Raw genomic sequence first — 26809 nt, forward strand, 5'->3', positions numbered from 1 at the left:
AGAGGCCTGCGCATCTCCCAACCCGTTGCCTGGCCCTTCAGGAATGGAGGGCCGGGCAACGGCGTTGTGCCTCTCACCGGCCCCATCCGGGCCACCTCACGCGGTTCGACGAAGGAGACAGACTCATGCGCATAGGGGACTCGGACCTCGACGTCGCCAGGATCGGATTCGGCGGCAACGTCCTGGGATGGACTGCCGATGAGGCCACCGGCCACGCCGTGCTCAACGCCTATGTGGAGGCCGGGGGCAACTTCATCGACACCGCCGACGGCTACTCCCACTGGGCGAGCGGCAACCGCGGCGGGGAGTCGGAAACCATCATCGGTTCCTGGCTGCGCGCGCGGGGCCACCACGATGATCTCGTCATCGCCACCAAGGTCTCCACCAAGCCCGACCGGAGGGGCCTGGCCCCTGACAACGTGCGCCTCGCCGTCGATGAGTCCCTGGGACGCCTGGGAGTCGAGGCCATCGACCTCTACTACGCCCACTTTGACGACCCCGTCGTGCCCCTGGGCGAGACCGTCGCCGTGTTCGAGGAGATCCGCGCGGCCGGCAAGATCCGCCACGTCGCCCTGTCCAACTACGCCCCTGAGCGCATCGAGGAGTGGATGGCGCTCGCCGCCGAGCAGGGCGCAGCCGCCCCCGTCGCCCTCCAGCCCCACTACAACCTCCTGCACCGCGGTGACGTCGAGGGCCCCGGCGGTCGCGGCGGGGTGGCCGCCCGGCACGGCCTCGGCCTCGTGCCGTACTTCTCCCTGGCCGCGGGATTCCTCGCCGGCAAGTACCGGCGCGATGAGATGCCCACCGGCGCTCGCTCCGGAATGGTCGCGGACTATCTGCGCCCTGAGTGCTTCGACGTCGTCGACGCCGTGGTCGAGATCGCCGCCGCCCACGGCGTGGAGCCGGCCTCCGTGGCTCTCGCCTGGTTGCGCGACCGCCCCGGTGTCGTCGCGCCCCTGGCCTCCGCCCGCTCGCTCGCCCAGCTCCCGGCCATCACCACCGCGCTCGACCTCGTTCTGGCCCCCGAGGAGGTCGATCGCCTCACGCGCCTGTCCGACGCCGTCGCCTGAGACAGCTCCGGCGGTCCGCGGGAGGGGCCGAGTCGGCGCAGCGCCCTCCGGGCACCACCCGCGCTGCTAGGCTCGGCGTGCCAAGTGTCCACTATTCGTGTCGGAGCGGGCGGGCAGACTACGACCATGCAGACCTACGTGGATCCTCGTGAGTCCAGGAAGGAGCGCGGGGCCTTCTTCACTCCGCCCTCCTTGGCGCGTTTCATCGCCGATTGGGCGATCCGGGGCGCCGGCGATTCCGTCCTCGAGCCCTCCTGCGGCGAGGCTGTATTCCTGACCGCGGCGGCGCGCCGCATCGCCGAGCTCGGTGGGGACCCGCGCGCGGCCCAGTTGATGGGCGTCGACCTTCACGGGGGCTCGGTGCGCCGGGCGGCCGACGCGCTGCGCGCACAGGGCATCGAGGCCGCGCTGACGGTGAGCGACTTCTTCGACTACCGTGGGGCCGCCGTGGACGCGGTCATCGGGAATCCCCCTTATATCCGCTACCACGGCTTCAGTGGCAGCGCTCGCCTGAAGGGCGCCGAGGCGGCCCTCGCAGCGGGCGCGCGCCTGACCGCGCTCGCCTCCTCGTGGGCGGCCTTCACCGTCGTCGCCGCCACCCACCTGGTGGTCGGCGGGAGGCTCGGACTCGTCCTGCCCGCCGAGCTGCTCAGCGTCAACTACGCCGCCGAGGTGCGCTCCTACCTGCTGCGCTCCTTCCAGCGGGTCAGGCTCGTCCTGTTCGCCGCGAGGGTCTTCCCCGATGTCCAGGAGGAAGTGCTGCTCCTGCTCGCTGATGGCTACCGCCCTGACGGAGGCGGATCCGACTCCTTCGAGGTCATGCAGGTGGAGAGCCTCGCCGACCTCGCCACCTCGCGAGCCGTGAGCACATGGACTCCGGCCCTGCCCGGTGACAAGTGGACCCCGGCGCTGGCCGCCTGCCCCTCCCACCAGGAGATCATTGACTCTCAGGCGTTCGGGCGCCTCTCGGGATGGGGGCGGCTCACCCTCGGGGCGGTCACCGGTGCCAACAAGTACTTCGCCCTGAGCCCGCAGCGCTCTGACGAGCTCGGTCTCACTGGGCGCGATGTCGTCCCCCTCAGCCCTCCCGGCTCGCGCCATCTGCGCCGCCTGCGGCTCAGCGCCGCCGATCTCAGCGCCCTGGGGGACAGCGGCGCGCGGACCCTCCTGTTCTCGCCGCCCGGCGCTCCTTCGCCCGCGGGCGCCCGGTATATTCGGGCCGGAGAGCTCGCCGGAGTCTCCGAGGCCTACAAGTGCCGGGTGAGGTCCCCCTGGTGGCGCGTTCCCAGGCCGCCTGTCGCCGATCTGCTCGTCACCTACATGAACGCGGACAGCGTCGCCCTGTGCGCGAACGAGGCCGGGGCGGCGCACTTGAACTCCGTCCACGGGCTCGTCCTGGCGCCGGACGCCTCGGGGATTCCGCCACGCCTGCTGGCCCTGGCCGCGCATAACTCCGCCACCGCGCTCGGCGCGGAGTACACGGGGCGCGCCTATGGGGGAGGCCTGCTCAAGCTGGAGCCCCGCGAGGCCCGCGATCTGCCGGTCCCCAGTCTCGACGTGGTGCGCAGCGCCGCCGAACCACTCGAGCGGGCGTTGCCGCGGGTCCTGGAGCTGGTCGACCAGGGCGAGGCCGCAGCCGCCCGGTGCGTCGTCGATGAGGCCCTCGGGCTGGGCGCCCTGATCGGCGACAGCGGGCTGGAGGAGATCCGTCGGACCCGCCGTTACCTGGCGGCGAGGCGCGCGGCCAGAGGCAGAGGAGTCGACCATGCCCAGCAGCGCTGAGACCGGCCCCCGCGGCGTCGCCCGCTACGACGACCTCATCCGGGCCGCGTCCTGCGAGTCGCCCTGGCGCCATGACGGGGTCGGGGGCCGCGTCTACCTCCCGGATCTCGATCTCCTGGGGAGCATCCTCACGATCCCCGTGAGCGAGAGCGCCTCCACGCAGACCGGCCTCCTCGGCAAGGGCCTCGATGCGTGGTTCGCCCACGAGTTCCGCCGCGCGGGCTTCGACCCGGATTCGGTGTGGCCACGAGCGAGTGATCCACGAGTGCTGCCCACTGACCTCAAGGCGCTCCTCGAGCGCCTGCCGACTGCTCTGAGGAACGACCTGACGGCCAGGCTCCTCAGGCTGCGCGCCGTCGCGCCCCAGGACGCAAGCATCCTGGGCAGGGCGTACACGAAGCAGGTCGACGTCGTCATGTCCTCCTGGTCCACCGGGCCCGAGCTCCTCCTGTCCACGAAGTCCCAGAGCTCCTCCTTCGGCAAGAACCTCCCCAATCGCTTCGAGGAGGCCTATGGGGACGCCGGCAACCTGCGTGCGAGGTACCCCTGGCCGCCGTGGGATTCGCCTTCGCGCTGTCCTCGGCGATCGACGCCGAGCCCAGCCAGTTGGAGCGGGCGATCGACATGATGCGCAAGCTCCGCGACCGCGGTGACGGCAACGGCTACACAGCCACATGCCTCCTCATGTATGACGCCGGCCCATCCGGCGCGGTGTCGATCCTCGCCGACGAGATCCCGGCCGACCTCGGCGCCCCTCAGTTCATGGACAGGATGATCACCGCCATTCTCGACGCCGCCCCGGCCTCCTTCCATCGGACCGTGAGAGAGCGTCGCCGGGGCCGCCTCCTGCTCGAGGAGTGACCTTCGCCCCTCCTTGCGCCGGCGCGAGGGCCAGGGCGAGCGGCGCGGTAGGTTGGTCACCGACACGGCGGATCGATCGCGCCGCCGACCCACGCCCACCCAGGAGACCAGGTGCAGCTCACCGTCGCCATCATCGGCCCCGCCCATGCCCTCAAGGGCGAGGTCCGCCTGGAGATCCGCTCCGACGACCCAGAGGGCCGCCTCGCCCCCGGCGCCGTCCTGGCCACCCAGGACCGTTCTGGGAGACCGGCCGCCGACCTCACCGTGGAGCGCCTGCGCTTCGACGGCACCCGTTGGTTCGCGGCCTTCGCCGAGGCCCCCGACCGCACCGCCGCCGAGGCCCTGCGGGGCCACCGCCTCCTCATCGACACCGATACCGAGCCCGAGGACGAGGACGACGACGCCTGGTACCGCCACGAGCTCGTGGGCCTGGCCGCGCGCCGCGTCGACGGCACTGGGCTCGGCGCCGTCACCGATCTCGAGCCCGGCGTCGCCCAGGACCGTCTCATCATCACCACGCCCAGTGGGCAGCGCGTCGCTGTCCCCTTCGTCGAGGCGCTCGTGCCCGAGGTCGACCTCGAGGCCGGCCTGGTCGTCATCGACCCGCCTGGCGGCCTCTTCCCGGGCTTGGGCGCCGCAGAGGTCAGCGAGGACACCGCGGGGACCTCGGGCCCCCGCGCCACTCGCAGCGCCGGGGAGGCCGTCGATGGCGCTCATCATGACTGAGACGAGCGGGGTCTTCCCCTCGCGAGCCCAGCGGACGCGCATTGACATCGTCAGCATCTTCCCGGCCTTCCTCGATGTCTTGGATCTGTCCCTCATCGGGCGCGCCCGAGAGGACGGCCTCATCGATCTGCGCATCCACGACCTGCGCGACTGGGCGCACGACCGCCACCGAACCGTGGATGACACCCCGCTCGGCGGCGGCGCCGGCATGGTCATGAGGCCCGATGTGTGGGGGGAGGCCCTCGACGCCGTCCTCGCTGGGGGCCCCGAGGCACCCGGGGCGGGCCGCGCCGTCCTACTCATCCCCACCCCCGCCGGGGAGGTCTTCACTCAGCGCACCGCCGAGGACCTGGCCCGGGCCGACCGCCTCGTCGTGGCCTGCGGGCGCTACGAGGGCATCGACTCGCGGGTGCCCCGCCACTACGCGGCGCGCGGCTTCGAGGTGCGTGAGCTGTCGATCGGCGACTACGTCCTCAACGGGGGAGAGGCGGCCGCCATCGTCATGATCGAGGCCATCGCCAGGCTCCTGCCGGGCGTCGTCGGCAACCCCGCCTCCGTCCTCGAGGAGTCCCACAGCGCCGCCGGCCTCCTCGAGCATGAGGCGCTCACCCGCCCCGTCGCCTGGCGGGGTCTCGACGCTCCCGAAGTGCTGCTCTCCGGGGACCATGCCCGCATCGCCCGCGCGCGTCGCGACGAGGCCCTGGCCCGCACCGCCGCTCGGCGCCCCGACATGATCCGCGCCCTGGATCCCGCCACCCTCGACTCCCAGGACCGCACTACCCTCGCCCGCCACGGCTGGGTGGTGCCCGCCGGGGCCCCACGCCCCGTTCCCATGCGCCTGCGCCCCGCCGAGCCCGACGATGCCGAGGCCCTCGCCGCCCTGGCCGCGCGGACCTTCCCGGACGCCTGCCCGCCCTTCCTCCCCCCCGAGAAGATCGCCACGCATATCTCCCGCGCCCTGTGCCCCGAGCGCTTCGCCCAGTGGATCGCCGACGAGCGCGCCGGTGTTACCGTCGCGGAGCTGCCCGAGGGCTCGCCCGCTGACTCCGACGCCGAGCCGATCGCCCCCGGCGAACTCGTCGGCTACGCGGTCAGCCTCCTCGAGGCCCGCGACGCCGATGGCGCCCTTCCCGAGGGCCTCGACGCCCGCCCGCCCGGCATCGCCGCGCCCGACGCAGCCAGCGGCAGGGCTGTGGCCGAGCTGTCCAAGGTTTACGCCGACTCCCGGCTGCGCGCCTCGGGCCTGGCCCCGGTCCTCATCTCCCATGCCCTCGCCGGCGCGGGCTGCGCCGGCGCTACCGAGATCTGGCTGGGCACCCATGAGGGCAACAGGCGCGCGCAGAAGGCCTACAAGCGCGCCGGTTTCAGACCGCGCGGCAAGCGCGTCTACGAGGTGGGCGGAATCGCCTGCCGCGACGTCGTCATGTCCCTGACCCTCGATCCCGCCGGCGAGCCCAACCCCAGGAAGGAGCCGCACGCATGAGCGACGCGCTGACCAGAGCCGAGGACGCCCCAGCCGACCCGGGTGCCGAGACCGGGACCGCCGACACCGCCGAGGGCGCCGACGCTGTTGACGGGGTCGACGGCGCCGAGCGGAGCCGGGCCGACCGCTGGCGCGGCCGCCTCATCGTCGTCGCCTTCCTCATCGTCGGCATCATCGGCGCCGCCCTGCTCAAGACCTATGTCGCCCAGTCCTTCATCATCCCGTCCGGCTCCATGGAGAATACCCTCAAGAAGGGCGACAGGGTCGTGGTCACCACGTACGATGCCACCGATATCCGCCGCGGCGATATCGTCGTCTTCGCCGACCCCGATGACTGGCTCAACGATCCCCAGCCCACCGGCCTCGCGGGTCTCTTCCGGGACGCCCTCGTGGCCGTGCGCCTGCTGCCCGACCGCACTGGCGACTACCTCATCAAGCGCGTCATCGGGATGCCGGGGGACCATGTCGTCGCCGACGGCACCGGCCCCATCACCGTCAACGGGACGCCGATCCACGAGCCCTACATCAAACCCGGCCGGGCCCCCTCCGAGCTCGCCTTCGACGTCGTCGTCCCGCCGGGGAAGGTCTGGGTCATGGGAGACAACCGCTCCAACTCCGAGGACTCGCGCTACCACCAGGATGATGCCAACGGGGGCTTCGTGCCGCTCGACGACGTCGTCGGCGTCGCCAAGAGCGTGGCCTGGCCCATCTCCCGCTGGGGAAGCCTGACCGACGGCGAGGAGGCCTTCTCCGGCGTGCCCTCCGCCTCCTGACGGCGCGGGCACCGCGTGAGGTCGCGCACTTGGGCATGGGCCTCATCGCCGCGCCCCGCGGCCCTGTGGCAGACTGGGCCCGCCCACGGGACTCGGGGCGCCTCCGCCACTGGGGAGGGCCCAGCATCGCAGGACCCGTCGGGCACACGCTCCGGGGCGGCCCCATCCTCACGGGACGGTGCGGCCCCACTTATCAAGCGCTCATGACCAGTGGCACGTGCGCAGGAGAGAACAATGAACCTGATCGACGAGATCAACGCCAAGTCGCTGCGCGACGACATCCCCAGCTTCCGCCCCGGCGACACCGTCAAGGTGCACGTCAAGGTCGTTGAGGGCAATCGCTCCCGCGTCCAGGTCTTCCAGGGCGTCGTGATCGCCCGTCACGGCGGTGGCATCGGCGAGACCTTCACGGTCCGCAAGATCTCCTTCGGCGTTGGCGTCGAGCGCACCTTCCCGGTGCACACCCCTTCGATCGACAAGATCGAGGTCGTCACCCGCGGTGACGTGCGCCGCGCCAAGCTGTACTACCTGCGCAACCTGCGCGGTAAGGCCGCCAAGATCAAGGAGCGCCGGGAGGCCTGATCCCGCTTCTCCCTCAAGCGCCCGGGGCCCCGAGCCCCGGGCGCTGAGTCCATCCGGCGCATGGCGCCGCCCCGTCAACGTCCGCCACCACGATCATCGAGAGGAGGCCCTGTGACCGATCAGCGCCAGCCGATCATCGTCCTGGGCGCCTCCCAGGATGACCCCGAGGACGAGGAGCCCCACCAGGAGGGCGGAAACTCCCCCCTCTCCCTTCCCCCCGCCATCCCTCCCCGCCAGCCGGTCGCCAACGCCACCGGCACGCGCCTGGCCGACTCGGCCCCCAGGCCCTCGGCCTCCAGCCGCTGGCGGCGCCTGCTTTCGAGCCTCATCGTCGTCGTCGTTGTCCTGGCCGGCTCGGCGTTCATCAAGTCCTTCGTCGTCCAGACCTTCGAGATCCCCTCGGCCTCCATGGAGCCCACCCTCGTCAACGGGGACCGCGTGGCCGTCACCATGTACGACTCTAAGGACCTGCGGCGCGGGGACATCGTCGTCTTCCGCGACCCCGGTTCCTGGCTCGATACCACTGATCCCACGGGCTTCAGGGGCGCGCTGCGCGACTTCGCCATCGCGATCCGCCTCCTGCCCGAGGGCTCCGGGCACCACCTCATCAAGCGCGTCATCGGGATGCCGGGGGACCGCGTCGTCGCCGACGGCCACGGCGGCCTGACCGTCAACGGCGTCCAGATCCATGAGCCCTACCTCCGGCCGGGGACCTCGCCGTCCACCACGCCCTTCGACGTCGTCGTGCCCGAGGGCTGCGTGTGGGTCATGGGGGACAACCGCTCCAACTCCGCCGATTCCCGATTCCACACCTCTGACGCCCATGGAGGCGCCCTGCCCCTGACCGACGTCGTGGGCGTGGCCAAGGGGATCGTCTGGCCCTTCTCCCACTGGGGCACGCTGGCCGGTGGGCGCGAGGCCTTCAAGGAGGTCCCCGCCGCTGACCCGCTCGCAGCCACCACCACCGCCGCGGCCGTCGCCCTCCGGGAGGATGCGCCCGCGGGCATGGTCCGCGCGGCCTGACCCATGTCGCGCACCCGACCCGACCGCGCTCTCGAGACCTCGCTCCTGAGGGACCACGAGCTCGTCGGCGGCCTCGACGAGGTCGGCAGGGGCGCGCTGGCCGGCCCCGTCACCGTCGGCCTCGCGGTTGTCTCCCGGAGTACCGCTGGCGCCTTCCCCGAGGGGCTGGCCGATTCCAAGATGCTCAGCGCCTCCCGGCGCGAGGCCCTCACAGCCCCCTGCGCCGCATGGCTCACCGACCACGCCATCGCCCACACCTCACCGGCCGAGATCGACGCCCTCGGCATCGCCGCCGCCCTGCGCCTGGCCGGGCGGCGGGCCCTGGCCCAGGTCCGTGAGCGCGGGCACCTGCCCGGCGTCATCATCCTCGACGGCGCCACGAACTGGCTGACCCCTCCCGCCGGGGACCTTCTGTCCTCCCTCGACCAGCCGGATCCGATCGCGCTCTGCCGCGAGTACGGCCCTGCGATCCCCGGCGAGGACATCCCCGGCGTCGTCATGCGCGTCAAGGCCGACGCCAGCTGCGCCGTCGTCGCAGCCGCCTCCGTGCTCGCCAAGGTCGAGCGCGACGCGATCATGTCCGCCCTGCCCGACCCCGGCTACGGCTGGGCCTCCAACAAGGGCTACGGCTCGGCTGCGCATCAGGCGGGCCTGGCCGCGCTCGGCGCCTGCGAGCAGCACCGCCGCAGCTGGCGCCTGCCCGGGCTGGGCTGACTCCCCGCGCCCGCCGCCCGGGCGCAGGGAGTCGTGGGTGGGCGACGCAACCCGCCCGCCTCTCGCGTCCGGGCGGCGGTGGCGGGCATGATGGCCCGGTGAGTGCAGAGGACCTTGAGGCATACGAGAACGATCTGGAGCTCGACCTGTACCGGGAGTACCGGGACGTCGTGGGCCTGTTCGACTACGTCGTCGAGACGGAGCGCCGCTTCTACCTGGCCAACTCCGTGGACGTCCAGGTGCGCACCAACGGCGGCGAGGTGTTCTTCGAGCTGAGCCTGGAGGACGCGTGGGTGTGGGACATCTACCGCTCCTCCCGCTTCGTGAAGTCCGTGCGCGTGGTCACTTTCAAGGACGTCAATGTCGAGGAGCTGTCCAAGCCGGAGATGAAGATCCCCTCATGAGCGCCTGACCCCTCGCGGCGACGGTTCTCGGGCCCGGGGCGGTGCGCCCGAGGTCCGCGCGCTGCCCTCGCGCCACCATGCGCCGGGAACCACCGAGGCCGCCGCGTGCGGGTCCCATCCCCTCCTGGGGACGGCGGGCGCGGACCAGTCCGACGGCGAGGCACCGTGGTCACGGAGGTGACCACCATGATCCCGACGAACCCGCCCATCCCCGCGCCGCTGGCAGCGCGCCCCGACCCACTGATCCCGCCCGCCGCTCGGGAGGCACCGCCCGCCGCGGCCCCGCGCTCCGTGGAGAAGCGGCGCCTCACCGGCCAGCGGGGCGAGGACATCGCCGTCGACTATCTGCGCGACTCAGGCTGGCGGATCCTCGATCGCAACTGGCGCGCACCCGCCGGATCCGGGCTTCGCGGCGAGATCGACATCATCGCCGAGGATCCCGCTGGCGCTCTGGTCATCGTCGAGGTCAAGACCCGATCCACCCTGCGCGCCGGGCCGCCCGCCGCCGCCGTCACCCCTCCCAAGGAGGCGCGCCTGCGGCGCCTGGCCATCGCCTGGGCCGGCCAGCGGGGAGCCCCGCCGCACCGCCTCCGCCTGGACGTTGTCTCCGTCATCCTGCGCGAGGGCGCCCCCGCGCTCCTGCGCCACCACAGGGCGGTGTGCGGATCATGAGCATCGCGCGCACCCTGGCCGTCACCCTCACCGGGCTGCGGGGGCACCTCGTCGACGTCGAGGCCCACGCCACCTCCGGCCTGCCGGGCTTCATGCTCGTAGGCCTGCCCGACGCCGCGATCCGGGAGTCCCGGGAGCGCGTGCGCGCCGCTCTCACCGTCTGCGGCACGACCTGGGGCGAGCAGCGCCTGACCGTCAACCTCTCCCCGGCGGACCTGCCCAAGACCGGTACCGGCTTCGACCTGGCCCTGGCCCTGGCCGTGCTCGGCGCGCGCGGAGCCCTCCCGCCCCGCGCCCTGGCCAGCATGGCTCGGGTGGCCTACATCGGGGAACTCGGCCTCGACGGCGCTGTGCATCCTGTGCGCGGCGTGCTCCCTGCGGTGCTGTCCGCCGTCGAGGCCGGCGTGAGCCGCATTGTGGTCCCCGCCGCCTGCGCGTCGGAGGCCCGTCTGGTGCCGGGAGCGAGCATTCAGGCGGTCCACCACCTCGGCGAGCTCGTCCAGGGCTACGGCGGGCGCCTGCCGCGCGCCGCCGTCGAGATCATGCGCGGCGCCCAGAAGCGCCCACCGTCCGTCGTCGTCGCCCCCGCCGGCGGGCGCGCGGGCTCCGGCCGTCGGGCCGACCTCGCCGACGTCGTCGGGCAGGCTCAGGCCCGCCATGCGCTCGAGGTCGCTGCCGCCGGCGGTCATCACCTGCTCATGGTCGGGCCGCCCGGGGCGGGCAAGACCATGCTCGCCGAGCGCCTGCCCTCGATCCTTCCTCCCCTGGCCGAGAGCGACGCCGTCACGGTCACCTCCCTGCACTCCCTGGCGGGCCTGTTCGACGCCGATGCCGGCCTGCTGACTGAGCCGCCCATGCGCTGCCCGCACCACACCGCCACGCGCGCCGCCATCATCGGCGGGGGCTCCGGTCTGCCCCGCCCTGGGGACGTGTCCCTGGCCCACCGGGGCGTCCTCTTCCTCGACGAGGCGCCGGAGTTCCCCGCCAGTGTCCTGGACTGCCTGCGCCAGCCACTGGAGGCCGGGGAGGTGAGCATTGACCGCGTCGGCGGGCGGGCCGACTACCCTGCGGCATTCCAACTCGTGCTCGCCGCCAACCCCTGCCCCTGCGGGCGCGCCGGCGGCAAGGGCCTGGGGTGCACCTGCACCTCCCTTCAGCGGCGCCGCTACTTCTCCCGCTTGTCCGGACCGCTTCTGGACAGGGTGGACATCCAGGTGGAGGTTGACGCGCTCAGTGCCTCCGACCTCGCCTCGGGCGCGCCCGGGGAGTCGAGCGCCGCGGTGGCCGCGAGGGTGCTCGCCGCGCGCGAGCGGGCCGCGGCGCGACTGGCGGGAACCCCCTGGCGACTCAGCTCCCAGGTTCCGGGCTCCTACCTGCGCAGCGAGGAGGGTGGGGCCGATCCGACCCTCATGCGCCCGCTCATGGAGGCCCTCGATCGGGGCGACCTCACTCTGCGCGGTGTCGACCGCGTTCTCCGCCTGGCCTGGACTCTGGCCGATCTCGCTGAGCACGACCGCCCCGCCCCGCCCGACCTCGGGGCCGCCCTGGCCCTGCGCACACGAGGAGCCCGCTCATGAGTGCCCGGGACACCACCGATCCTGTCGCCTCCGATGCCGCCCTCCGCCCCGTCCTACCGGGCGACGGCACCGCGCCACCCGGTGACGTACCGAAGCCGCGGCCTCGGCAGGCACGACCGGTCGAACCGCCCGATGAGGCGGATTTCCTGGCCCGCGCCACCTGGTCGCGGCTCGCCGAGCCGGCCGACCACGCCGCGGCCATCCTCGTGGCCGGCCTCGGCGCGCCCGAGGCCCTGGCCTGGGCGCGCCACAGGGCCGAGCACGGCTCGGGGCGCCCTGAGCCCCCGCCGTTGCCGGAGCACCTCCTGGAGGACGTCACGCCCCGCCGATGGGCGAGCGCCGTGGAGCGATGGGCGCCCAGGCTCGCGGGCCTGGACATCCGCCGTGAGCTCGATGTCCTGGAGCGCCTGGGCGGCTCCCTCGTGGTCCCCGGCGATCCCTGGTGGCCACCGGGAATGGACGACCTCGAGCAGCCTCCCTTCTGCCTCTGGCTGCGAGGGGACCCCGCCCTGCTCGTGGGCCGCGAGGAGGCGGGCGCCGGGGAGGGAGCGCTGGGGCTGGCGGTGCGGGAGGACCGCATGGGCGCGGGACGCGGGGCCGGTCACGCGCTCGCGCTCGTCGGCGCCCGAGACTCCACTGCCTACGGCGAGCGCATGGCCATCGATCTTGCCCGGGGGCTCACCGAGTGCGGCGCGCTCATCGTCTCCGGCGGTGCCTTCGGCATCGACGCCGCTGCGCACCGGGGGGCGCTCACCGCGGGGCCCACGCTGTCCGTCTCGGCCGGGGGAGTGGATCGCCTCTACCCGGCCGGCAACACCACCTTGCTCCAGGCAGTTGTGGACCATGGGGCCTTGGTGGCCGAGGTGCCGCCCGGCAGCCAGCCCGCTCGCCACCGCTTCCTGACCCGCAACAGGATCATCGCCGCGATGACGGGCGCCACCCTCGTCGTGGAGGCGGCCTGGCGCTCGGGCGCGCTGTCCACCGCCCACCACGCCATGGAGATCGGGCGCCCTGTGGGGGCCGTTCCCGGGCCGGTGACCTCCATGGCCTCAGGCGGCTGCCACCGCCTCCTGCGCCAGGGCGCGACCTGCGTCACCGACGTCGAGGAGGCCCTCGAGCTGCTCCTTCCCATGGGCGCCGCGGACGCCGATGCCCCCAAGGAGGAGCTATCCGAGGCGTGCCGGCCCGGGCTGCTCGATGGGCTCGACGCCGTCTCCGCCGTCGTCGTCGACGCCCTGCCCGTGCGCGCGGCGGCCAGCATCGAATCCGTCGCCCGGGCCGCCGGACTGTCCGAGCGGGAGACCCTGGCCGCCCTGGGCGCGCTCGAGCTGGCCGGTCGCGCCCAGAGCGATGGTGCCCGCTGGCGACGGCCCGCCCTGTGCCGCTCAGCACCAGCGGACCGGGTCCGGTCCTCTACCCTGGGCGCATGAGTGGCGACCACGGCCCCGGGACGGGCACGGACCTGCCCTCCTTGCGCGGGGAGCTCCTGGACGCCTGGTTCCGGCATCTGGGCCTGCAGCGGGGCCTGTCGGGGCACACGGTGCGCGCCTACGTGGGCGACCTGGAGGACCTGCTCGACTTCCTCGGGGTGGGCGCGGGGGAGGCCGAGCCCATCGGACCCGCCCTGGCCAGCCTCGACCTGGCCGACTTGCGCGCCTGGCTCGCAGGCATGTCCGGAGCCGGGCGCTCGCGGGCCACCATGGCCCGGCGCAGCGCCGCGATCCGCGCCTTCTCCACCTGGGCTCAGCGCTGCGGCCTGCTCCACTCCGACGTCGCCGCGCGCCTGCGCTCCCCGCGCGTGGACAACCGCCTTCCCACCGTCCTCACCGCCGAGCAGGCCGCCGTGCTCCTGTCCGCGGCATCCGCGCGCGCCAGCCAGGCCCCACCCGCCGAGCGCCCTCTGGCCGCGCGCGACCTCGCCCTCCTGGAGATCCTCTACGCCACCGGCATGAGGGTCTCCGAGCTCGCCGGACTGGACCTCGGGGACGTCGACAGCGGCAGGCGCACCATCCGCGTCCTGGGCAAGGGGGACAAGGAGCGCGCCGTCCCCTACGGCGCCCCGGCCGCCCGGGCCCTGGAGCGATGGCTCGATCAGCGCCCCGCCCTCGTCGGCCCCCGCACCGGCGCCGCCCTCTTCCTCGGTGCCAGGGGCGGGCGCGTGGACACCCGCGCCATCCGCGAGGTGGTCCACCGCGCCACCGCGGCCGCCGGGGTTCCGGACCTGGGCCCGCACGGGCTGCGCCACTCCGCCGCCACGCACGTGCTCTCCGGAGGGGCGGACCTGCGCAGCGTCCAGGAGCTCCTGGGCCACTCATCCCTGGCCACCACCCAGCGCTACACGCACGTGTCCGCCGAGCGGCTGCGGGCCGTCTACGAGCAGGCCTTCCCCCGGGCCTGAGGGCGCGCCTGGGGCGCTCAGGCAACCATCGACTGGTGCGCGCCGTCCCGGGTGGTGCCGTTTCCGCCGAGTGGCGCATCCTGCCCGCACCAGTGGGTGCGGATGGCACCGGTCAGCGCGGCGGGTTTGAGGCGGATGACCGGCGGGCGCAGGAGGCGAAGCGGATCGATATAGGACTTCTTCCCAGTCCTGGCGCCCCAGTGGAGAGCATCAACGCCGTCGGAGCGGTGACCGGGCAGCAGGGTGCCGATCACCTGACCGGCGCCCACCGCGTCGCCCGCGGCCACCGCCGGCTCCACCGGCTCATAGGTGGTGCGGACCCCGCCCGCATGATCGATCGAGACCACGGGGCGCCCCGCCACCATCCCCGCGAAGGACACCGTGCCCGCGCCCGCCGCGCGCACGGGGCTGCCCGCGGCCACTGCCAGGTCGACGCCGCGGTGCCCCGAGCCCCAGACGACGGCGGGAGGATCGAAGCCCTCGACCACCGCCACTGGCTCACCCGTGGGCCACACGTAGCGCGTGCCCCGATGCGCATCATCCGCACGCTCCACCGGCGCGCTCGCGGGGAGGGCCGCACTGAGCGCTGCCGCTTCGGCACCGGGCTCCACGGGCAGAGCGCCGACGGCGGGGGAGGTGATGAGCACCGCGGGGGCCAGAGCGATGAGCGGCGTGACCAGCAGGAGCAGCGCGCGGTGCGGCCATGGGGAGGCATGGGGGATCAGAGCGGAAGCCGCGGGCGAGAACGGTAGTGGGGCGGGTGGCGGAACGGGCGGCGAAAGCGGCATGACCCCATGCTCAGCCTCTTCATCGCGCCCCGGTGCCCCGCCCTCACAGGAGCGCCGGGAACCGCCGCGCCGCCATGCCTGTGGTTCCCGGGCGAGACCCGGCCCCGTGATGAGAACGACACCTGGGCAGTGGCATCATTGCCCGTCACAATGCGGAAAGGTCGATATCGCTGTGATAGCCTCTCGCACGCGGTTCGCTGTGATGCGTGTCGGTCGGGTTCCCTCGGGAGCATCGGTCCGGCGCGGGCCCGGATCCTCTGGATCCCGGGGGGGCGGCGACCGACTTCGCGTGCCCGCAACCAGCGCCCTCGGGCTCTGGGAACGTCCTTTCGGACGCCGCGGTCGCGGTCCCGCAGGGCCTTCCCGAAGCACCGGGAGGCGCAGGCGGGTGGCCGCGCGTCGTGGGCACCAGGCCCTATCCGCCCGTTCCAGGGCGGCCCCGGCACGTCCGGGCGCAGGGGATCAACTCAAAGAACCCATGGGACGCCGTCGCAGATCGACGGCGTCCCCTGATACATGGCGGACCGGGCAGCCTCCCGGCCGCGCGAAAGGACAAGTCATGGCAGTCGTGACCATGCGCCAGCTCCTCGAGTCCGGTGTCCACTTCGGGCACCAGACCCGCCGGTGGAACCCCAAGATGAAGCGCTTCATCCTCACCGAGCGCAACGGCATCTACGTCATCGACCTCACGAAATCCGTCGACGGCATCAACACCGCCTACGACTTCGTCAAGGAGACCGTCGCCCGCGGCGGCAGCATTCTTTTCGTCGGCACCAAGAAGCAGGCGCAGGCCGCCGTGGCCGAGCAGGCCCAGCGCGTCGGCATGCCCTACGTCAACCAGCGCTGGCTGGGCGGCATGCTCACCAACTTCTCCACCGTGCGCGCCCGGCTGGACCGTATGAGGGAGCTCGAGCAGATCGACTTCGACGACGTGGCCGGCTCCGGACGCACGAAGAAGGAGCTGCTCATGATGCGCCGCGAGAAGGACAAGCTCATCCGCACCCTCGGCGGTATCCGCGACATGGCCAAGCTCCCCGCCGCCGTGTGGGTCGTCGACACGAAGAAGGAGCACCTCGCCATCTCCGAGGCCTCCAAGCTGGGCATCCCGGTCATCGCGATCCTCGACACCAACTGCGACCCCGACGAGGTCACCTACGGCATCCCGGGCAATGACGACGCCATCCGCTCCGTCAGCCTGCTCACCCGCGTCGTCGCCGACGCCGCCGCCGAGGGCCTCCTCGCCCGCTCCGCCGGCCGCGCCCGCACCGGCTCCGAGGCCGGCACACCCGAGGCTGAGCCGCTGCCCGAGTGGGAGGCCGAGCTCCTCGCCGGTGCCGAGGCCGCCGCGGCCGAGCAGCCCGCTGAGGCGGCCGCCGAGGCTCCCGCCGACGCCCCGGCTGAGGCCGACCCCGACGGGCCCTCGGCCGAGCAGGCCTGAGCGCCCCTGACGACATTCCCCACGCTTCAACACCAGGAGAATCCATGGCGAACTACACCACTGCTGACATCAAGGCGCTCCGCGAGAAGACCGGCGCCGGCATGCTCGATGTCAAGAAGGCCCTCGACGAGGCCGACGGCGACGTCGACAAGGCCATCGAGATCATTCGCGTCAAGGGCCTCAAGGGCATCGCCAAGCGCGAGGGCCGCGCAGCCTCGGCCGGACTCATCGCCGCCAAGGTCGTTGACGACGCCGACGGCCAGACCGGCGTGCTCGTCGAGATCAATGCCGAGACCGACTTCGTGGCCAAGAACGAGAAGTTCCTCGACTACGCCGACAAGGTCCTCTCCGCCGCTCTGGCCTCCTGCGCCGAGTCCGCCGAGGCCCTGGCCGAGGTCGAGGTCGACGGCTCCACCGTCAAGGACCTCACCGACTCCATGCAGGCCGTCATCGGCGAGAAGATCGTCGTGCGCCGCGTTGGCCGCCTGAGCGCCCCCAAGGTGGAGCTCTACCTGCACCGCACCAATCCCGACCTGCCCGCCCAGGTGGGCGTGCTCGTCGGCACCGACGCCAAGGCCGCCGAGGTGGCTCACGACGTTGCGATGCACACCGCCGCCTACTCCCCGGCCTACGCCACCCGTGAGGACGTCCCCGCCGATATCGTCGACAAGGAGCGCGCTATCGCCGAGGAGACCACTCGCGCCGAGGGCAAGCCCGAGAAGGCCATCCCGAAGATCGTCGAGGGCCGCCTGGGCGGCTTCTTCAAGGAGAACTGCCTCGTCGAGCAGGCCTTCGCGAAGGACCCCAAGACCACGGTCGGCAAGGTCATCGAGGCCACCGGCGGTGAGCTCGTCGGCTTCGTCCGCTTCCGCGTCGGCGCCTGATCACGAAAGCCCGCTGACTCAGCGGTCAGCGATAGCACGGCCCCCGGTCCCTCGTGGACCGGGGGCCGTGGCGCGCAGCGCGACCAACGCGGAACCCGGCCCGTTGAGGATGCGCTTGGTGCTTGTGAACGCGCCCGGGGCTTGACGACGCGCGCCGGGGGCGCGTCCGCAAGCATTCCGCGCGTCCGCACGCGCGCGACGGTAACCGGGAGGCGCGATGCGGCGATGGGGGATCCGAGTAGTGGCCGGGCTCAGCCCTGGCGGTGGGCCCCGGGATCGGAGGGCGAGTCGCCCGATCCCTTGCCGGAGTCGCCGGGGGAGACGCCCCACCACAGGGCCATGAGCACCGCGACGACGACGAGGGCGATGCCTGCCCACAGGTTCGCGTTGACGCCGCCCGTCTTGGCCATCTCCTCCGCGCCGTTGAGGAATCCCGAGCAGATGAGCAGGAAGAGGCCGAAAATACCGAGGACAGCGGCGATCACCGTGCGGATATCGGCCAGGATCTTTGACAGCAATGACATGTCTGCGGCTCCTCAGTGGAAGATCGAGTTGAGCAGGATGACGAGTGCGCCCGCGCAGATCGCCAGCGGGACCGGCTTGCGGAACCAGGGCAGCGCCGCCTCGTTCGGGTCCGTGCGCGCCTCCTGCGGCGTGAGGGAGTAGACGAAGCCCTCCAGCTCCGCGGCGGGCTTGGGCGCGGTCATCAACGAGACGACGACGGTCACGAGGATGTCGACGGCGAAGGCCGTGCCCGCGGCGAGGAAGGCCAGGCCCTGGCCGGGCAGCGTCAGGTGCCCCGTCCGGGACGCCACGTTGAGGGCGAGCGCCGCCAGTGTCCCGCAGGCCAGCCCGGACCAGCCCGCGTGGCTCGTGGCCCGGCGCCAGAACATCCCGATGATGAACGTGGCGAACAGCGGCGCGTTGAACATGGAGAAGAGCTGCTGGAGGTAGTCCATGAGGTTGGAGTAGTTCGAGGCGATGAGCGCGGTGAAGATCGCGACGATCGTGGCGATCGCCGTCGTGAGCTTGCCCATGCGCAAATAGGTGGCGTCATCGGCCTTCGTGTTGATGTAGCGCTCGTAGAGGTCCACGGTGAACACCGTGTTGAAAGCGGAGATGTTCGCCGCCATGCCCGCCATGAAGGAGGCCAGCAGACCGGTGATCGCCAGGCCCAGCAGGCCATTGGGCAGGACCTCGCGCATGAGCAGCAGGACGGCGTCGTTGTAGGTGATCTCCCCACTGGCGGTCGCGCCGCTGAGCGAGGACTGCTTGAGTGCGATGATCTCGGAGACGAGGACCGCGGACACCATGCCCGGGATGATGACGAGGAAGGGCACGGCCATCTTGGCGAAGGTGCCAATGATCGGGGCTGAGCGCGCCGCCGAGATCGAGTCGGCCGCCATGGCGCGCTGGACCTCCACGAAATTCGTCGTCCAGTAGCCGAAGGACAGAACGAAGCCCAGGCCGAAGACGATGCCGAAGACGGACAGGGCCGAGGAGTCGAAGCCGGACAGCAGGTTGCCGGGCCAGGAGTGCAACTGTGCGCTGGGGTCCGCGTAGGCCCCGGTGCCGTGGGTGGTGGCCGCCTCTGTGATCCTCTCCTTGAGGCCGCTCCACCAGCCCACGCGGTTGAGGCCGACGAGGGTCAGCGGCAGCAGCGCCACGATGATGACGAAGAACTGGAGGACCTCGTTGTAGATGGCTGCGGACAGCCCGCCCAGGCTGATGTAGCTGAAGACGATGACGGCGGCGACGATGAGCGCCACCCACAGCGGCCACCCCAGCAGGCGGTGGACGATCGAGCCCAGAAGATACAGGTTGACGCCGGCGATGAGCAGCTGGGCCAGCGCGAAGGAGAGGGCGTTGATGAGGTGAGCGGCCTTGCCGTAGCGCTTGAGCATGAACTCGGGCACCGACCGCACTCCGGAGCCGTAGTAGAAGGGCATCATGACCAGGCCCAGGAAGATCATGGCCGGGATGGCGCCGATCCAGAAGTAGTGGAAGGTCGGCAGGCCGTACTGGGCGCCGTTGGCGGACATGCCCATGATCTCGACGGCGCCGAGGTTGGCCGACACGAAAGCGATGCCGGTCACCCAGGCGGGCAGGGAGCGGCCGGAGGTGAGGAAGTCATCGGATGAGGCCGTGCGCCGTTTGGCCATGAAGCCGACTCCCATGACGAAGGCGAAGTAGACGATGATGGGGAAGTAGTCGTACCAGCGGGCCTCCAGCAGTGTGGAGGAGCCCGACGCGGCGAGGGGAGGGATCAAGTGGGATGCGGTCATCAACGCCTCCTGGATGTGAACCGAGACACATGAATGGGTCTTCTGTGCGAGCCTAGCGTTCGTGTTAAGGGCTTGTGACCGTTTTGGTACACCGATCTGCCTGGATCGCCTGCCTGCGCGCCGCCGTCCCGCCGCCCCATGCGGGTCTCCCGCGACGGTGCGAGCGGGTAGTCTCTACCAGACGGCTCAAGGCCCGCCCGCGACCACCGCCCCGCCGAAGCGCGGGCGTTGTCCGGCGGCCGCGCGGGCGGGCCACGGCACAGGCAGAGAAGCGGAGAGGCAGAGATGGCAGACAAGAGCAGCAGAGACGACCGCGTCGCGCACGGCCACCACCCGCGGCGCGTCCTGCTCAAGCTCTCGGGCGAGGTCTTCGGCGGAGGGTCCATCGGCCTCGATCCCGACGTCGTCTCCGATGCCGCCACGCAGATCGCCGACGCCGTGCGCGCCGGGGTCCAGGTCGCCGTCGTCGTCGGCGGGGGCAACTTCTTCCGCGGCGCCGAGCTGTCGGCCCGCGGTATGGAGCGCGCCCGTGCCGACTACATGGGCATGCTCGGCACCGTCATGAACGCCCTGGCACTCCAGGACTTCATCGAGAAGGCCGGGGTGCCCGCCCGCGTGCAGACCGCCATCGCCATGGGGCAGGTCGCCGAGTCCTACATCCCGCTGCGCGCCATCCGCCATCTGGAGAAGGGACGCGTCGTCGTCTTCGGGGCGGGCGCGGGCCTGCCCTACTTCTCCACGGACACCGTCGCCGCCCAGCGGGCCTTGGAGACCGGCTGCGACGAGCTGCTGGTCGGTAAGAACGGGGTCGACGGCGTCTACACGGCGGACCCCCGCAAGGACCCCAGCGCCGTCAAGCTCGACCACCTCACCTACGAACGCGCCCTGGCGGACGGGCTCGCCGTCGTCGACGCCTCCGCCTTCGCCCTCTCCCGCGACAACGGCCTGACGATGCGCGTGTTCGGGATGGGCGAGGACGGCAATATCACCAGGGCCCTCCTGGGTGAGAAGATCGGCACGCTCGTCTCCAGGGGGAGGCCCTGAGTCACGGGGCGCGAGAACCGGTTCAGTCCGATCCAGCACGTGCCGCGCCGCGGTGCGATGACCACCCAGATACCCCCCAAGCGAAGGAAGAACGATGATCGACGATGTCATGCTCTCCACCGAGGAGAAGATGGACAAGGCCCTGGAGGCCGCCAGGGGCGAGCTCGCCGCCATCCGCACCGGCCGAGCCAACCCCTCCATGTTCAACTCGATCCTGGTGGACTACTACGGCGCCCCCACCCCCCTCCAGCAGCTCGCCTCCCTGACGATCCCCGAGGCCCGCACGGTCATCGTCAGCCCCTTCGACCGCTCCGCGATGAAGGCGATCACCACCGCCATCCGCGAGTCCGACCTCGGGGTCAACCCCACCGATGACGGAACGGTCATCCGGGTCACCCTGCCCGCGCTCACCGAGGAGCGCCGCAAGGATTATGTCAAGCTCGCGCGCTCGCGCGCCGAGGAGGCCCGTGTCCAGGTCCGCGGCGTGCGCGGCAAGGCCAAGAAGGAGCTCGAGGCCATCAAGCGCGATGGCGAGGCCGGTGAGGACGACGTCAAGCGCGCCGAGGGTGAGCTCGACCAGCTCACCAAGCGTTTCGTCGACGCCATCGACAAGTCGCTGGCCTCCAAGGAGGAGGAGCTCCTCTCCGTCTGATCCGCCCGAGCCCGCCGGCCTCTCGCGGGACTTGACGGAACGGCGACGCCCCACCCCGACCCGAAGAACCCCTCGTGACCATTCTGAGCGCTCTGCTGACACCGCCACCGACGCGCAATCGCGCGCCCCTGCCCGCCACGGGTCGGGCCGGCCGCAACCTGCCGGCCGCGATCGGCGTCTCCGCGGTCCTCATCGGCGGGATCCTGGCCTCCCTGGTCTTCGAGAAGAAGTACTTCGTCGGCGTCGTCATCCTCGCCGTGTGCGGGGCGCTGTGGGAGCTCGCGGGCGCTTTCGCGCGCAAGGGCATCGCCCTGCCACTCCTGCTCCTGTGGGTGGGGACCGCCGGTATCGCCATCACCGCCTGGACCCTCGGTGCCGAGAGCGCCTTCGGCGCCTACCTGGCGACCGCCGGGGCCTGCGTCCTGTGGTCCTTCGTGGAGCACGCCGAGGCCGAGGACGGGACCGTCCTCGAGGCCAGCCCCCACGACGTGCCGCGCACCGATGCTCACGACGAGGTCCGGCGCTCGCGCTCCGTGGACGCCACGGCCTCCGTCCTGGCCGCCACCTACCTCCCGTTCCTCGCCAGTTTCGCCGTGCTGCTCGTCGCCCAGGACCACGGCGTCGCCAAGGTCATCACCCTGCTCGCCCTGCCGATCGCCAACGACACCGGGGGCTGGCTGGCCGGCATCACGATGGGTCGCCACCCCATGGCCCCCGCGGTCTCCCCGAAGAAGTCCTGGGAGGGATTCGCCGGATCGTTCATCGCCGCCGTCGGGGCGGGCGCGGCCTGCCTGCTGTTCCTCGACGGGCCGCTGTGGGCGGGCGCGGCGCTCGGCGCCTGCTGCACGATCGTGGCCACGCTCGGCGACCTGGGGGAGTCGCTCCTCAAACGCGATCTCGGCCTGAAGGACATGGGTAGGCTTCTGCCCGGGCACGGCGGCCTCATGGATCGGCTCGACTCGATCCTGGTCACTGCGCCTATCGTGTACCTGTTCACCCTCATCCCCTGGTGACGGCCGCGCGGGACGAGACCATGAGCCACCAGTGAGACAAATTGAGAGAAAGGACCCCGAGCCCCGTGAGCTCCACCGTCGGTCGCGCCCGCACCGGGCGCCCTGAGCCCGTCGCCCTGCGGCGCCGGGCCAGCGGTCCAGTGCCCGGCGAGGTCCAGGTGATGCCCACGGACCAGCCTCCCGAGGGCGCCGCTACCTCTGACGCGCGCCCCCGCCTGTCCTTCGCCGTCCCGCCCGCCCGCGGCAAGGCTCCCCGCCACCTGGCCGACCTCGACCTCGCGGGCAGGAAGGCGGCGCTGGCCGAAGTCAGCCTGCCAGCCTTCCGCGCCGACCAGCTCTCCCGCCACTACTTCACCCGCTTCACCCGTGACGCCGCGGAGATGACGGACCTGCCCGCCTCCGTGCGCGAGCAGCTGGCCGCCGAGCTCCTGCCCGAGCTCATCACCGAGGTGAGGACCATGCGCGCCGACGGCGGCCGCACCCTCAAGCACCTCTGGGAGCTCCACGACGGGGTGCGCGTGGAATCCGTGCTCATGCGCTACAAGGACCGCACCACCCTGTGCGTCTCCTCTCAGGCCGGCTGCGGCATGGCCTGCCCCTTCTGCGCCACCGGGCAAATGGGCCTGACCCGCAACCTCACCACCGCCGAGATCGTTGAACAGGTCCGCCACGCCGCCCGTGTCTGCGCCGACGGTGCCCCGGCCGACGGCCCCGCGCGCCTGAGCAATGTCGTTTTCATGGGCATGGGCGAGCCGATGATCAACTACAGGAACGTCGTCGCCGCCCTCCACCGCCTCATCGACCCCTCACCGGAGGGCTTCGGCCTGTCCGCCCGCGGCATCACAGTCTCCACTGTCGGCCTCGTGCCGCTCATCCGCAAGCTGGCGGGGGAGGGGATGCCCGTCACGCTCGCCGTGTCCCTCCACGCCCCCGACGACGAGTTGCGGGACGCCCTCATCCCGGTCAACTCCAAATGGCGGGTTGGCGAGCTCCTCGACGCCGCCCACGACTACTTCCGCGCCACCGGCAGGCGCGTATCCATCGAGTACGCCCTGATCAAGGACATGAATGACCACGCTTGGCGGGCTCAGATGCTCGCCGATGAGCTGAACCGGCGGGGCCGCGGCTGGGCGCATGTGAACCCGATTCCGCTCAACCCCACGCCGGGATCGATCTGGACGTGCTCCGAGCCCAGCGTGCAAGATCTATTCGTGGGCACGCTTCGGCGCGCCGGCATCACCACCACCGTGCGCGACACGCGCGGAAGCGACATCGACGGCGCCTGCGGCCAGCTGGCGGCGGAGGTTCTCAAGCAGGAGAGGATCAGGTCATGACCATGTTCCCCAGGACGTCGTTCTTCCGCCGGGGATACCGTCCCTCGCAGGTGGACGGCTACTTCGAGACGGCCAAGGACATCTACGAGTCCGAGGACCTCGACGAGATGGACTCCGAGGGCGTGCGCACCGTCGCCTTCGACATCGTGCGCCGGGGCTACGAGCCCGGCGCCGTCGACGCGGCCCTCGACCGTCTCGAGACCGCCTTCCTGCAGCGGCGCCGGGCCGAGTTCGTCGCCCAGAACGGGCGCCAGGCCTGGATGGACCAAGTGGCCGAGCTCGCCACCACGCTCTACCCCCGCCTCCTTCGCCCCGCTGGGGAGCGCTTCGCCCCGGCCCGCCGCCACGGCTACGCCAAGGCCGACGTCGACGCCCTCATGGACCGCATCGCCGCCTACTTCGACTCCGAGGAGCCCCTGACCTCCGCCGAGGTCCGCACGGCCGTGTTCAGCAGCGCGCGCGGCTCCAAGGCCTATGACGAGTCCAGCGTCGACCGCTACCTCGCGCGCGTCGTCGAGGTCGTCTTCTCCGTTGAGTGAGGCCCGCCCGGGCCGAGTCCGGAAGGGGACGAGCATCATCAGCATGACCGCCCGCGCCGGCGCCCCCGGGGCTCTCGTCCTCCTGGGCTCCACGGGATCCATCGGCACCCAGGCCCTCGAGGTCGCCCGGCGCCTCGGGCGGGGCGCCCCCCGTGTCGCCGCGCTGGCCGCCGGCGGCTCCCGCCTCGATCTCCTGGCCGAGCAGGCTCTGCGCTTCACCGTTCCGCTCGTGGCCCTGGCCGATGAGCGTCCGGGAATCGAGCGGGCGCTGCGCGACGCCCTGACCGCCGCCTCCGAGCGCCTGGGCCGCCCCGACCCCGTCACCACGATCCTGACCGGCCCGGACGCCGCCGCGGACGCCATCGAGGCCTCCGGCATAGGGGAGGGGGACACGGTCCTCAACGGCATCACCGGCTCGGTGGGCCTTCGCCCCACCCTGGCCGCGCTCGCCAGCGGGGCGCGCCTGGCCCTGGCAAATAAGGAATCACTCGTTGTCGGCGGGGCGCTGGTCAAGGAAGCGCTGCGCCGCCCCGGCCAAGTGGTCCCCGTGGACTCCGAGCACTCCGCGATCGCCCAGGCCCTGGCCTCCGGCCGTCATGAGAAGGGCCTGACCAGTCCCGTCATCACCGGGACCAGCGAGGTGCGCCGCCTGATCCTGACCGCCTCCGGCGGCCCCTTCCGCGGACGCGACCGCGCCTCGCTCGCCGGTGTCACCGCCGAGCAGGCCCTGGCCCACCCCACCTGGGCGATGGGCCCGGTGGTGACCATCAACTCCTCCACCCTTGTCAACAAGGGGCTCGAGCTCATCGAGGCGCACCTCCTGTTCGACATCCCGCCCGAGCGCATCGACGTCGTCGTCCACCCCCAATCGGTCATCCACTCAATGGTCGAGTTCATCGATGGCGCCACGATCGCCCAGGCCTCCCCTCCGGACATGCGCCTGCCCATTGCGCTGGGCCTCACCTGGCCCGAGCGCCCGGACCTGGCCGGGCTGGTGGCCCCCAACGACTGGAGCGCCCCTGTGGCCTGGGGCTTCGAGCCCCTCGATGACGACGCCTTCCCCGCCGTCGGCCTGGCGCGCTCCGCCGTGGCCGCCTCAGCCACCCACCCCGCCGTCCTCAACGCCGCCAACGAGCAGGCCGTCGCCGCCTTCCTGGCGGGCGGTCTGGAATGGCTGGACATCGTGGGCATCGACGCAGCCGTCCTGGGCGAGCACGAGGGCTTGGCCGCGCCGGGCCTCGACGAGGTGGCGCAGGTGGAGGCCTGGGCGAGGGCGCGCGCCGACGAGCTCATCGCCTCCCATGGCAGACTGCGCGCATGACTCAGGCCCTCGCATACGCCCTCGGCATCCTCGTCCTCGTGATCGGCATCGGCATCTCGGTCGCGCTTCACGAGCTCGGGCACATGATCCCCGCCAAGCGCTTCGGCGTGAAGGTCCCCGAGTACTTCATCGGTTTCGGGCCCCGCGTCTGGTCCACGCGCCGGGGGGAGACCGAGTACGGGGTGAAATGGATCTGGCTGGGTGGCTATGTCAAGCTCGTCGGCATGATCCCCCCGGCCAGGTCGGGCCGCCCGGATAAGCCCGGCTCCCAGATCGCCGAGGCCCGCGCCGAGGCTCTGGCGGAGATCGGGCCGGGCGAGGAGCACCGCGCCTTCTACCTCCTCAGTGTGCCCCGCAAGCTCCTCGTCATGGCGGGCGGAATCCTGACCAACCTCGTGCTGGGCGTCCTCCTGCTCGCCGTCGCCTTCTGCGGCATCGGCATCCCGGGCGGCACCACCACGCTCAAGAGCGTCTCGACCTGCCTGACCTCCGACGTCGACTCCGACACCGCCTGCACGGACGCCGATCCGGCGGCGCCCGGGGCGGCCGCGGGCCTCCGGGCGGGTGACGAGATCCGCTCCTGGGACGGCGCGCGGACATCCTCATGGAAGGACGTCCAGGCCGCGATCGCCGCCTCCGGCACGCGCTCCGTGCCCGTCGTCGTCGAGCGCGACGGCGCTGAGGTCACCCTGACCGTCACCGCCGCCGAGCTCCAGCGAAAGGTCCTCGATCTCCAGGGCAACCCCGTGCTCGACTCCGACGGCAGCCCCACGACCACCAGCCGCCCCTACGTCGGCATCAGCCCCGTGTACGGGGCGGTGCCCCTGCCGATCGGCGAGCTCCCATCCACGATCGGGCAGGCCGTGACCGGCACGGTTGAGGTGATCGCCACCCTGCCGGTGGGCCTCTACCACGCAGTGGCCGCCGGGCTCGGTCACGAGGAGCGCTCCGCCGGCGTCATCGGCCTCGTGGGCGTCGGGCGCATCGCGGGCGAGGTGTCCAGCGCCGGCACGGGCACATCCGCGGTGAGCGTCCCGCTGGAACTGCGCGTGGCCCAGATGCTCATGCTGCTCGGCTCGCTCAACCTGGCGCTCTTCGCCTTCAACCTCATCCCCCTGCTGCCCCTCGACGGCGGCCATGTGGCCGGCGCCCTCTGGGAGGGGGCCCGACGCCGCTGGGCGCTGGCGCACGGGCGCCCAGACCCCGGCCCCGTGGACACCGCCCGCATGCTGCCCGTGGGGCAGGTGGTCTTCGGCATCCTCATCGTCATGACCGTCATCCTCGTGTGGGTCGACCTCGTGGCCCCGATCGCCGGATAGGCGCGCTGCCCAAGTGATCTCCTGCTGACGGGCCGGACTCGTGGCGCGGTGGCGGCATGTCTCCGCACTATCCGAGTGACACACCAGGTGACCTGGTCGGCTGCGGCATCGCGCGCACCACACCCTC

Annotated in this window: 27 protein-coding genes; 24 read left to right on the forward strand and 3 right to left on the reverse strand. The window is 72.0% G+C overall.

The genetic code is table 11. The features are described from left to right. Positions 1-125 precede the first annotated feature (125 nt). The 15 genes from B1H50_RS06455 to B1H50_RS06520 all read left to right on the forward strand — a co-directional run bounded on the left by B1H50_RS06455 (position 126) and on the right by B1H50_RS06520 (position 14065). Positions 126-1070 carry an aldo/keto reductase gene (locus B1H50_RS06455; RefSeq protein WP_080462962.1) on the forward strand — a complete coding sequence of 315 codons (945 nt, stop codon included), beginning with the start codon at positions 126-128 and terminating at the stop codon, positions 1068-1070. Positions 1071-1196: 126 nt separating this feature from the next. Beyond that, positions 1197-2852, forward strand: coding sequence for an N-6 DNA methylase (locus B1H50_RS06460; protein WP_080462963.1), 1656 nt, complete (start codon positions 1197-1199; stop codon positions 2850-2852). Further along, on the forward strand, positions 2836-3480 hold the full coding sequence (locus B1H50_RS06465; protein ID WP_198939982.1) for a hypothetical protein: 645 nt from the start codon (positions 2836-2838) through the stop codon (positions 3478-3480). Before B1H50_RS06460 ends, B1H50_RS06465 begins: the two co-directional genes overlap by 17 nt. Next, complete coding sequence (locus B1H50_RS09825; RefSeq protein WP_198939983.1) at positions 3477-3713, forward strand: hypothetical protein; 237 nt, start codon at positions 3477-3479, stop codon at positions 3711-3713. The genes B1H50_RS06465 and B1H50_RS09825 overlap by 4 nt, the downstream gene beginning before the upstream one ends. A 111-nt stretch (positions 3714-3824) precedes the next feature. Continuing rightward, a complete protein-coding gene (gene rimM / locus B1H50_RS06470) occupies positions 3825-4439 on the forward strand; it encodes a ribosome maturation factor RimM (protein ID WP_080462964.1) in 615 nt (204 codons plus the stop codon). Beyond that, positions 4432-5922: a tRNA (guanosine(37)-N1)-methyltransferase TrmD gene (trmD, locus tag B1H50_RS06475; RefSeq protein ID WP_080462965.1), complete on the forward strand. Its 1491-nt coding sequence runs from the start codon at positions 4432-4434 to the stop codon at positions 5920-5922. The genes rimM and trmD overlap by 8 nt, the downstream gene beginning before the upstream one ends. Further along, positions 5919-6695, forward strand: coding sequence for a signal peptidase I (gene lepB / locus B1H50_RS06480; RefSeq protein ID WP_080462966.1), 777 nt, complete (start codon positions 5919-5921; stop codon positions 6693-6695). The genes trmD and lepB (B1H50_RS06480) overlap by 4 nt, the downstream gene beginning before the upstream one ends. Before the next feature lie 234 nt (positions 6696-6929). Beyond that, a complete protein-coding gene (rplS, locus tag B1H50_RS06485; protein ID WP_080462967.1) occupies positions 6930-7277 on the forward strand; it encodes a 50S ribosomal protein L19 in 348 nt (115 codons plus the stop codon). 111 nt (positions 7278-7388) lie between these two features. After that, on the forward strand, positions 7389-8300 hold the full coding sequence (lepB, locus tag B1H50_RS06490) for a signal peptidase I (protein WP_080462968.1): 912 nt from the start codon (positions 7389-7391) through the stop codon (positions 8298-8300). Between the two features lie 3 nt (positions 8301-8303). Beyond that, positions 8304-9014 carry a ribonuclease HII gene (locus B1H50_RS06495; protein WP_080462969.1) on the forward strand — a complete coding sequence of 237 codons (711 nt, stop codon included), beginning with the start codon at positions 8304-8306 and terminating at the stop codon, positions 9012-9014. A gap of 98 nt (positions 9015-9112) precedes the next feature. Further along, a complete protein-coding gene (locus B1H50_RS06500) occupies positions 9113-9418 on the forward strand; it encodes a DUF2469 domain-containing protein (protein ID WP_080462970.1) in 306 nt (101 codons plus the stop codon). Between the two features lie 186 nt (positions 9419-9604). Continuing rightward, on the forward strand, positions 9605-10090 hold the full coding sequence (locus B1H50_RS06505) for a YraN family protein (protein WP_080463046.1): 486 nt from the start codon (positions 9605-9607) through the stop codon (positions 10088-10090). Beyond that, positions 10087-11667, forward strand: a complete 1581-nt coding sequence (locus tag B1H50_RS06510; RefSeq protein WP_080462971.1) for a YifB family Mg chelatase-like AAA ATPase — start codon at positions 10087-10089, stop codon at positions 11665-11667. Before B1H50_RS06505 ends, B1H50_RS06510 begins: the two co-directional genes overlap by 4 nt. After that, the gene (locus B1H50_RS06515; RefSeq protein ID WP_080462972.1) at positions 11664-13097 is read left to right on the forward strand and encodes a DNA-processing protein DprA; all 1434 of its coding nucleotides are present in this window, start codon (positions 11664-11666) and stop codon (positions 13095-13097) included. The genes B1H50_RS06510 and B1H50_RS06515 overlap by 4 nt, the downstream gene beginning before the upstream one ends. Further along, the gene (locus B1H50_RS06520) at positions 13094-14065 is read left to right on the forward strand and encodes a tyrosine recombinase XerC (protein ID WP_080462973.1); all 972 of its coding nucleotides are present in this window, start codon (positions 13094-13096) and stop codon (positions 14063-14065) included. Before B1H50_RS06515 ends, B1H50_RS06520 begins: the two co-directional genes overlap by 4 nt. Before the next feature lie 17 nt (positions 14066-14082). On the opposite strand, the gene B1H50_RS09990 is transcribed toward B1H50_RS06520, so the two are convergent. Further along, positions 14083-14853, reverse strand: coding sequence for a M23 family metallopeptidase (locus B1H50_RS09990; RefSeq protein WP_229657894.1), 771 nt, complete (start codon positions 14851-14853; stop codon positions 14083-14085). A gap of 559 nt (positions 14854-15412) precedes the next feature. On the opposite strand from B1H50_RS09990, the gene rpsB reads away from it, so the two are divergent. Continuing rightward, positions 15413-16291: a 30S ribosomal protein S2 gene (gene rpsB, locus B1H50_RS06530; protein WP_080462974.1), complete on the forward strand. Its 879-nt coding sequence runs from the start codon at positions 15413-15415 to the stop codon at positions 16289-16291. Between the two features lie 44 nt (positions 16292-16335). Continuing rightward, complete coding sequence (gene tsf, locus B1H50_RS06535; RefSeq protein ID WP_080462975.1) at positions 16336-17175, forward strand: translation elongation factor Ts; 840 nt, start codon at positions 16336-16338, stop codon at positions 17173-17175. A 251-nt stretch (positions 17176-17426) separates the two neighbouring features. On the opposite strand, the gene B1H50_RS06540 is transcribed toward tsf, so the two are convergent. Together B1H50_RS06540 and B1H50_RS06545 are read right to left on the reverse strand one after the other, a co-directional pair. Beyond that, entirely contained in the window at positions 17427-17699 is a 273-nt protein-coding gene (locus B1H50_RS06540; RefSeq protein ID WP_080462976.1) for a hypothetical protein, read from the reverse strand. 12 nt (positions 17700-17711) lie between these two features. Next, a complete protein-coding gene (locus B1H50_RS06545; protein WP_080462977.1) occupies positions 17712-19460 on the reverse strand; it encodes a sodium:solute symporter family protein in 1749 nt (582 codons plus the stop codon). 285 nt (positions 19461-19745) lie between these two features. On the opposite strand from B1H50_RS06545, the gene pyrH reads away from it, so the two are divergent. The 7 genes from pyrH to B1H50_RS06580 all read left to right on the forward strand — a co-directional run bounded on the left by pyrH (position 19746) and on the right by B1H50_RS06580 (position 26682). Continuing rightward, entirely contained in the window at positions 19746-20504 is a 759-nt protein-coding gene (pyrH, locus tag B1H50_RS06550; RefSeq protein ID WP_080462978.1) for a UMP kinase, read from the forward strand. 94 nt (positions 20505-20598) lie between these two features. Continuing rightward, a complete protein-coding gene (gene frr / locus B1H50_RS06555; protein WP_080462979.1) occupies positions 20599-21156 on the forward strand; it encodes a ribosome recycling factor in 558 nt (185 codons plus the stop codon). Between the two features lie 83 nt (positions 21157-21239). Next, positions 21240-22169, forward strand: a complete 930-nt coding sequence (locus B1H50_RS06560) for a phosphatidate cytidylyltransferase (protein ID WP_080463048.1) — start codon at positions 21240-21242, stop codon at positions 22167-22169. A gap of 65 nt (positions 22170-22234) precedes the next feature. Next, complete coding sequence (gene rlmN / locus B1H50_RS06565) at positions 22235-23503, forward strand: dual-specificity RNA methyltransferase RlmN (RefSeq protein ID WP_080462980.1); 1269 nt, start codon at positions 22235-22237, stop codon at positions 23501-23503. Further along, entirely contained in the window at positions 23500-24042 is a 543-nt protein-coding gene (locus B1H50_RS06570; protein ID WP_373284814.1) for a DivIVA domain-containing protein, read from the forward strand. Before rlmN ends, B1H50_RS06570 begins: the two co-directional genes overlap by 4 nt. 43 nt (positions 24043-24085) lie before the next feature. Further along, the gene (gene dxr / locus B1H50_RS06575; RefSeq protein WP_080462981.1) at positions 24086-25363 is read left to right on the forward strand and encodes a 1-deoxy-D-xylulose-5-phosphate reductoisomerase; all 1278 of its coding nucleotides are present in this window, start codon (positions 24086-24088) and stop codon (positions 25361-25363) included. Then, positions 25360-26682, forward strand: a complete 1323-nt coding sequence (locus B1H50_RS06580; RefSeq protein ID WP_080462982.1) for a M50 family metallopeptidase — start codon at positions 25360-25362, stop codon at positions 26680-26682. Before dxr ends, B1H50_RS06580 begins: the two co-directional genes overlap by 4 nt. Positions 26683-26809 lie beyond the last annotated feature (127 nt).

Origin of the sequence: Actinomyces gaoshouyii, from assembly GCF_002072175.1 — a bacterium.
Lineage (GTDB): Bacteria > Actinomycetota > Actinomycetes > Actinomycetales > Actinomycetaceae > Actinomyces > Actinomyces gaoshouyii.

What these genes read in the sequence shown, in the direction of transcription:
- B1H50_RS06460 (WP_080462963.1), top strand. Translation starts at nt 1,197, where the DNA reads ATGCAGACCTACGTGGATCCTCGTGAGTCCAGGAAGGAGCGCGGGGCC.
- B1H50_RS09990 (WP_229657894.1), bottom strand. Translation starts at nt 14,853, where the DNA reads ATGCCGCTTTCGCCGCCCGTTCCGCCACCCGCCCCACTACCGTTCTCG.
- B1H50_RS06455 (WP_080462962.1), top strand. Translation starts at nt 126, where the DNA reads ATGCGCATAGGGGACTCGGACCTCGACGTCGCCAGGATCGGATTCGGC.
- dxr (WP_080462981.1), top strand. Translation starts at nt 24,086, where the DNA reads ATGACCGCCCGCGCCGGCGCCCCCGGGGCTCTCGTCCTCCTGGGCTCC.
- B1H50_RS06540 (WP_080462976.1), bottom strand. Translation starts at nt 17,699, where the DNA reads ATGTCATTGCTGTCAAAGATCCTGGCCGATATCCGCACGGTGATCGCC.
- B1H50_RS06510 (WP_080462971.1), top strand. Translation starts at nt 10,087, where the DNA reads ATGAGCATCGCGCGCACCCTGGCCGTCACCCTCACCGGGCTGCGGGGG.
- B1H50_RS06515 (WP_080462972.1), top strand. Translation starts at nt 11,664, where the DNA reads ATGAGTGCCCGGGACACCACCGATCCTGTCGCCTCCGATGCCGCCCTC.
- B1H50_RS09825 (WP_198939983.1), top strand. Translation starts at nt 3,477, where the DNA reads ATGATGCGCAAGCTCCGCGACCGCGGTGACGGCAACGGCTACACAGCC.
- tsf (WP_080462975.1), top strand. Translation starts at nt 16,336, where the DNA reads ATGGCGAACTACACCACTGCTGACATCAAGGCGCTCCGCGAGAAGACC.
- B1H50_RS06505 (WP_080463046.1), top strand. Translation starts at nt 9,605, where the DNA reads ATGATCCCGACGAACCCGCCCATCCCCGCGCCGCTGGCAGCGCGCCCC.
- B1H50_RS06570 (WP_373284814.1), top strand. Translation starts at nt 23,500, where the DNA reads ATGACCATGTTCCCCAGGACGTCGTTCTTCCGCCGGGGATACCGTCCC.
- B1H50_RS06495 (WP_080462969.1), top strand. Translation starts at nt 8,304, where the DNA reads ATGTCGCGCACCCGACCCGACCGCGCTCTCGAGACCTCGCTCCTGAGG.
- rplS (WP_080462967.1), top strand. Translation starts at nt 6,930, where the DNA reads ATGAACCTGATCGACGAGATCAACGCCAAGTCGCTGCGCGACGACATC.
- frr (WP_080462979.1), top strand. Translation starts at nt 20,599, where the DNA reads ATGATCGACGATGTCATGCTCTCCACCGAGGAGAAGATGGACAAGGCC.
- trmD (WP_080462965.1), top strand. Translation starts at nt 4,432, where the DNA reads ATGACTGAGACGAGCGGGGTCTTCCCCTCGCGAGCCCAGCGGACGCGC.
- B1H50_RS06520 (WP_080462973.1), top strand. Translation starts at nt 13,094, where the DNA reads ATGAGTGGCGACCACGGCCCCGGGACGGGCACGGACCTGCCCTCCTTG.
- B1H50_RS06465 (WP_198939982.1), top strand. Translation starts at nt 2,836, where the DNA reads ATGCCCAGCAGCGCTGAGACCGGCCCCCGCGGCGTCGCCCGCTACGAC.
- pyrH (WP_080462978.1), top strand. Translation starts at nt 19,746, where the DNA reads ATGGCAGACAAGAGCAGCAGAGACGACCGCGTCGCGCACGGCCACCAC.
- B1H50_RS06545 (WP_080462977.1), bottom strand. Translation starts at nt 19,460, where the DNA reads ATGACCGCATCCCACTTGATCCCTCCCCTCGCCGCGTCGGGCTCCTCC.
- rpsB (WP_080462974.1), top strand. Translation starts at nt 15,413, where the DNA reads ATGGCAGTCGTGACCATGCGCCAGCTCCTCGAGTCCGGTGTCCACTTC.
- lepB (WP_080462966.1), top strand. Translation starts at nt 5,919, where the DNA reads ATGAGCGACGCGCTGACCAGAGCCGAGGACGCCCCAGCCGACCCGGGT.
- B1H50_RS06580 (WP_080462982.1), top strand. Translation starts at nt 25,360, where the DNA reads ATGACTCAGGCCCTCGCATACGCCCTCGGCATCCTCGTCCTCGTGATC.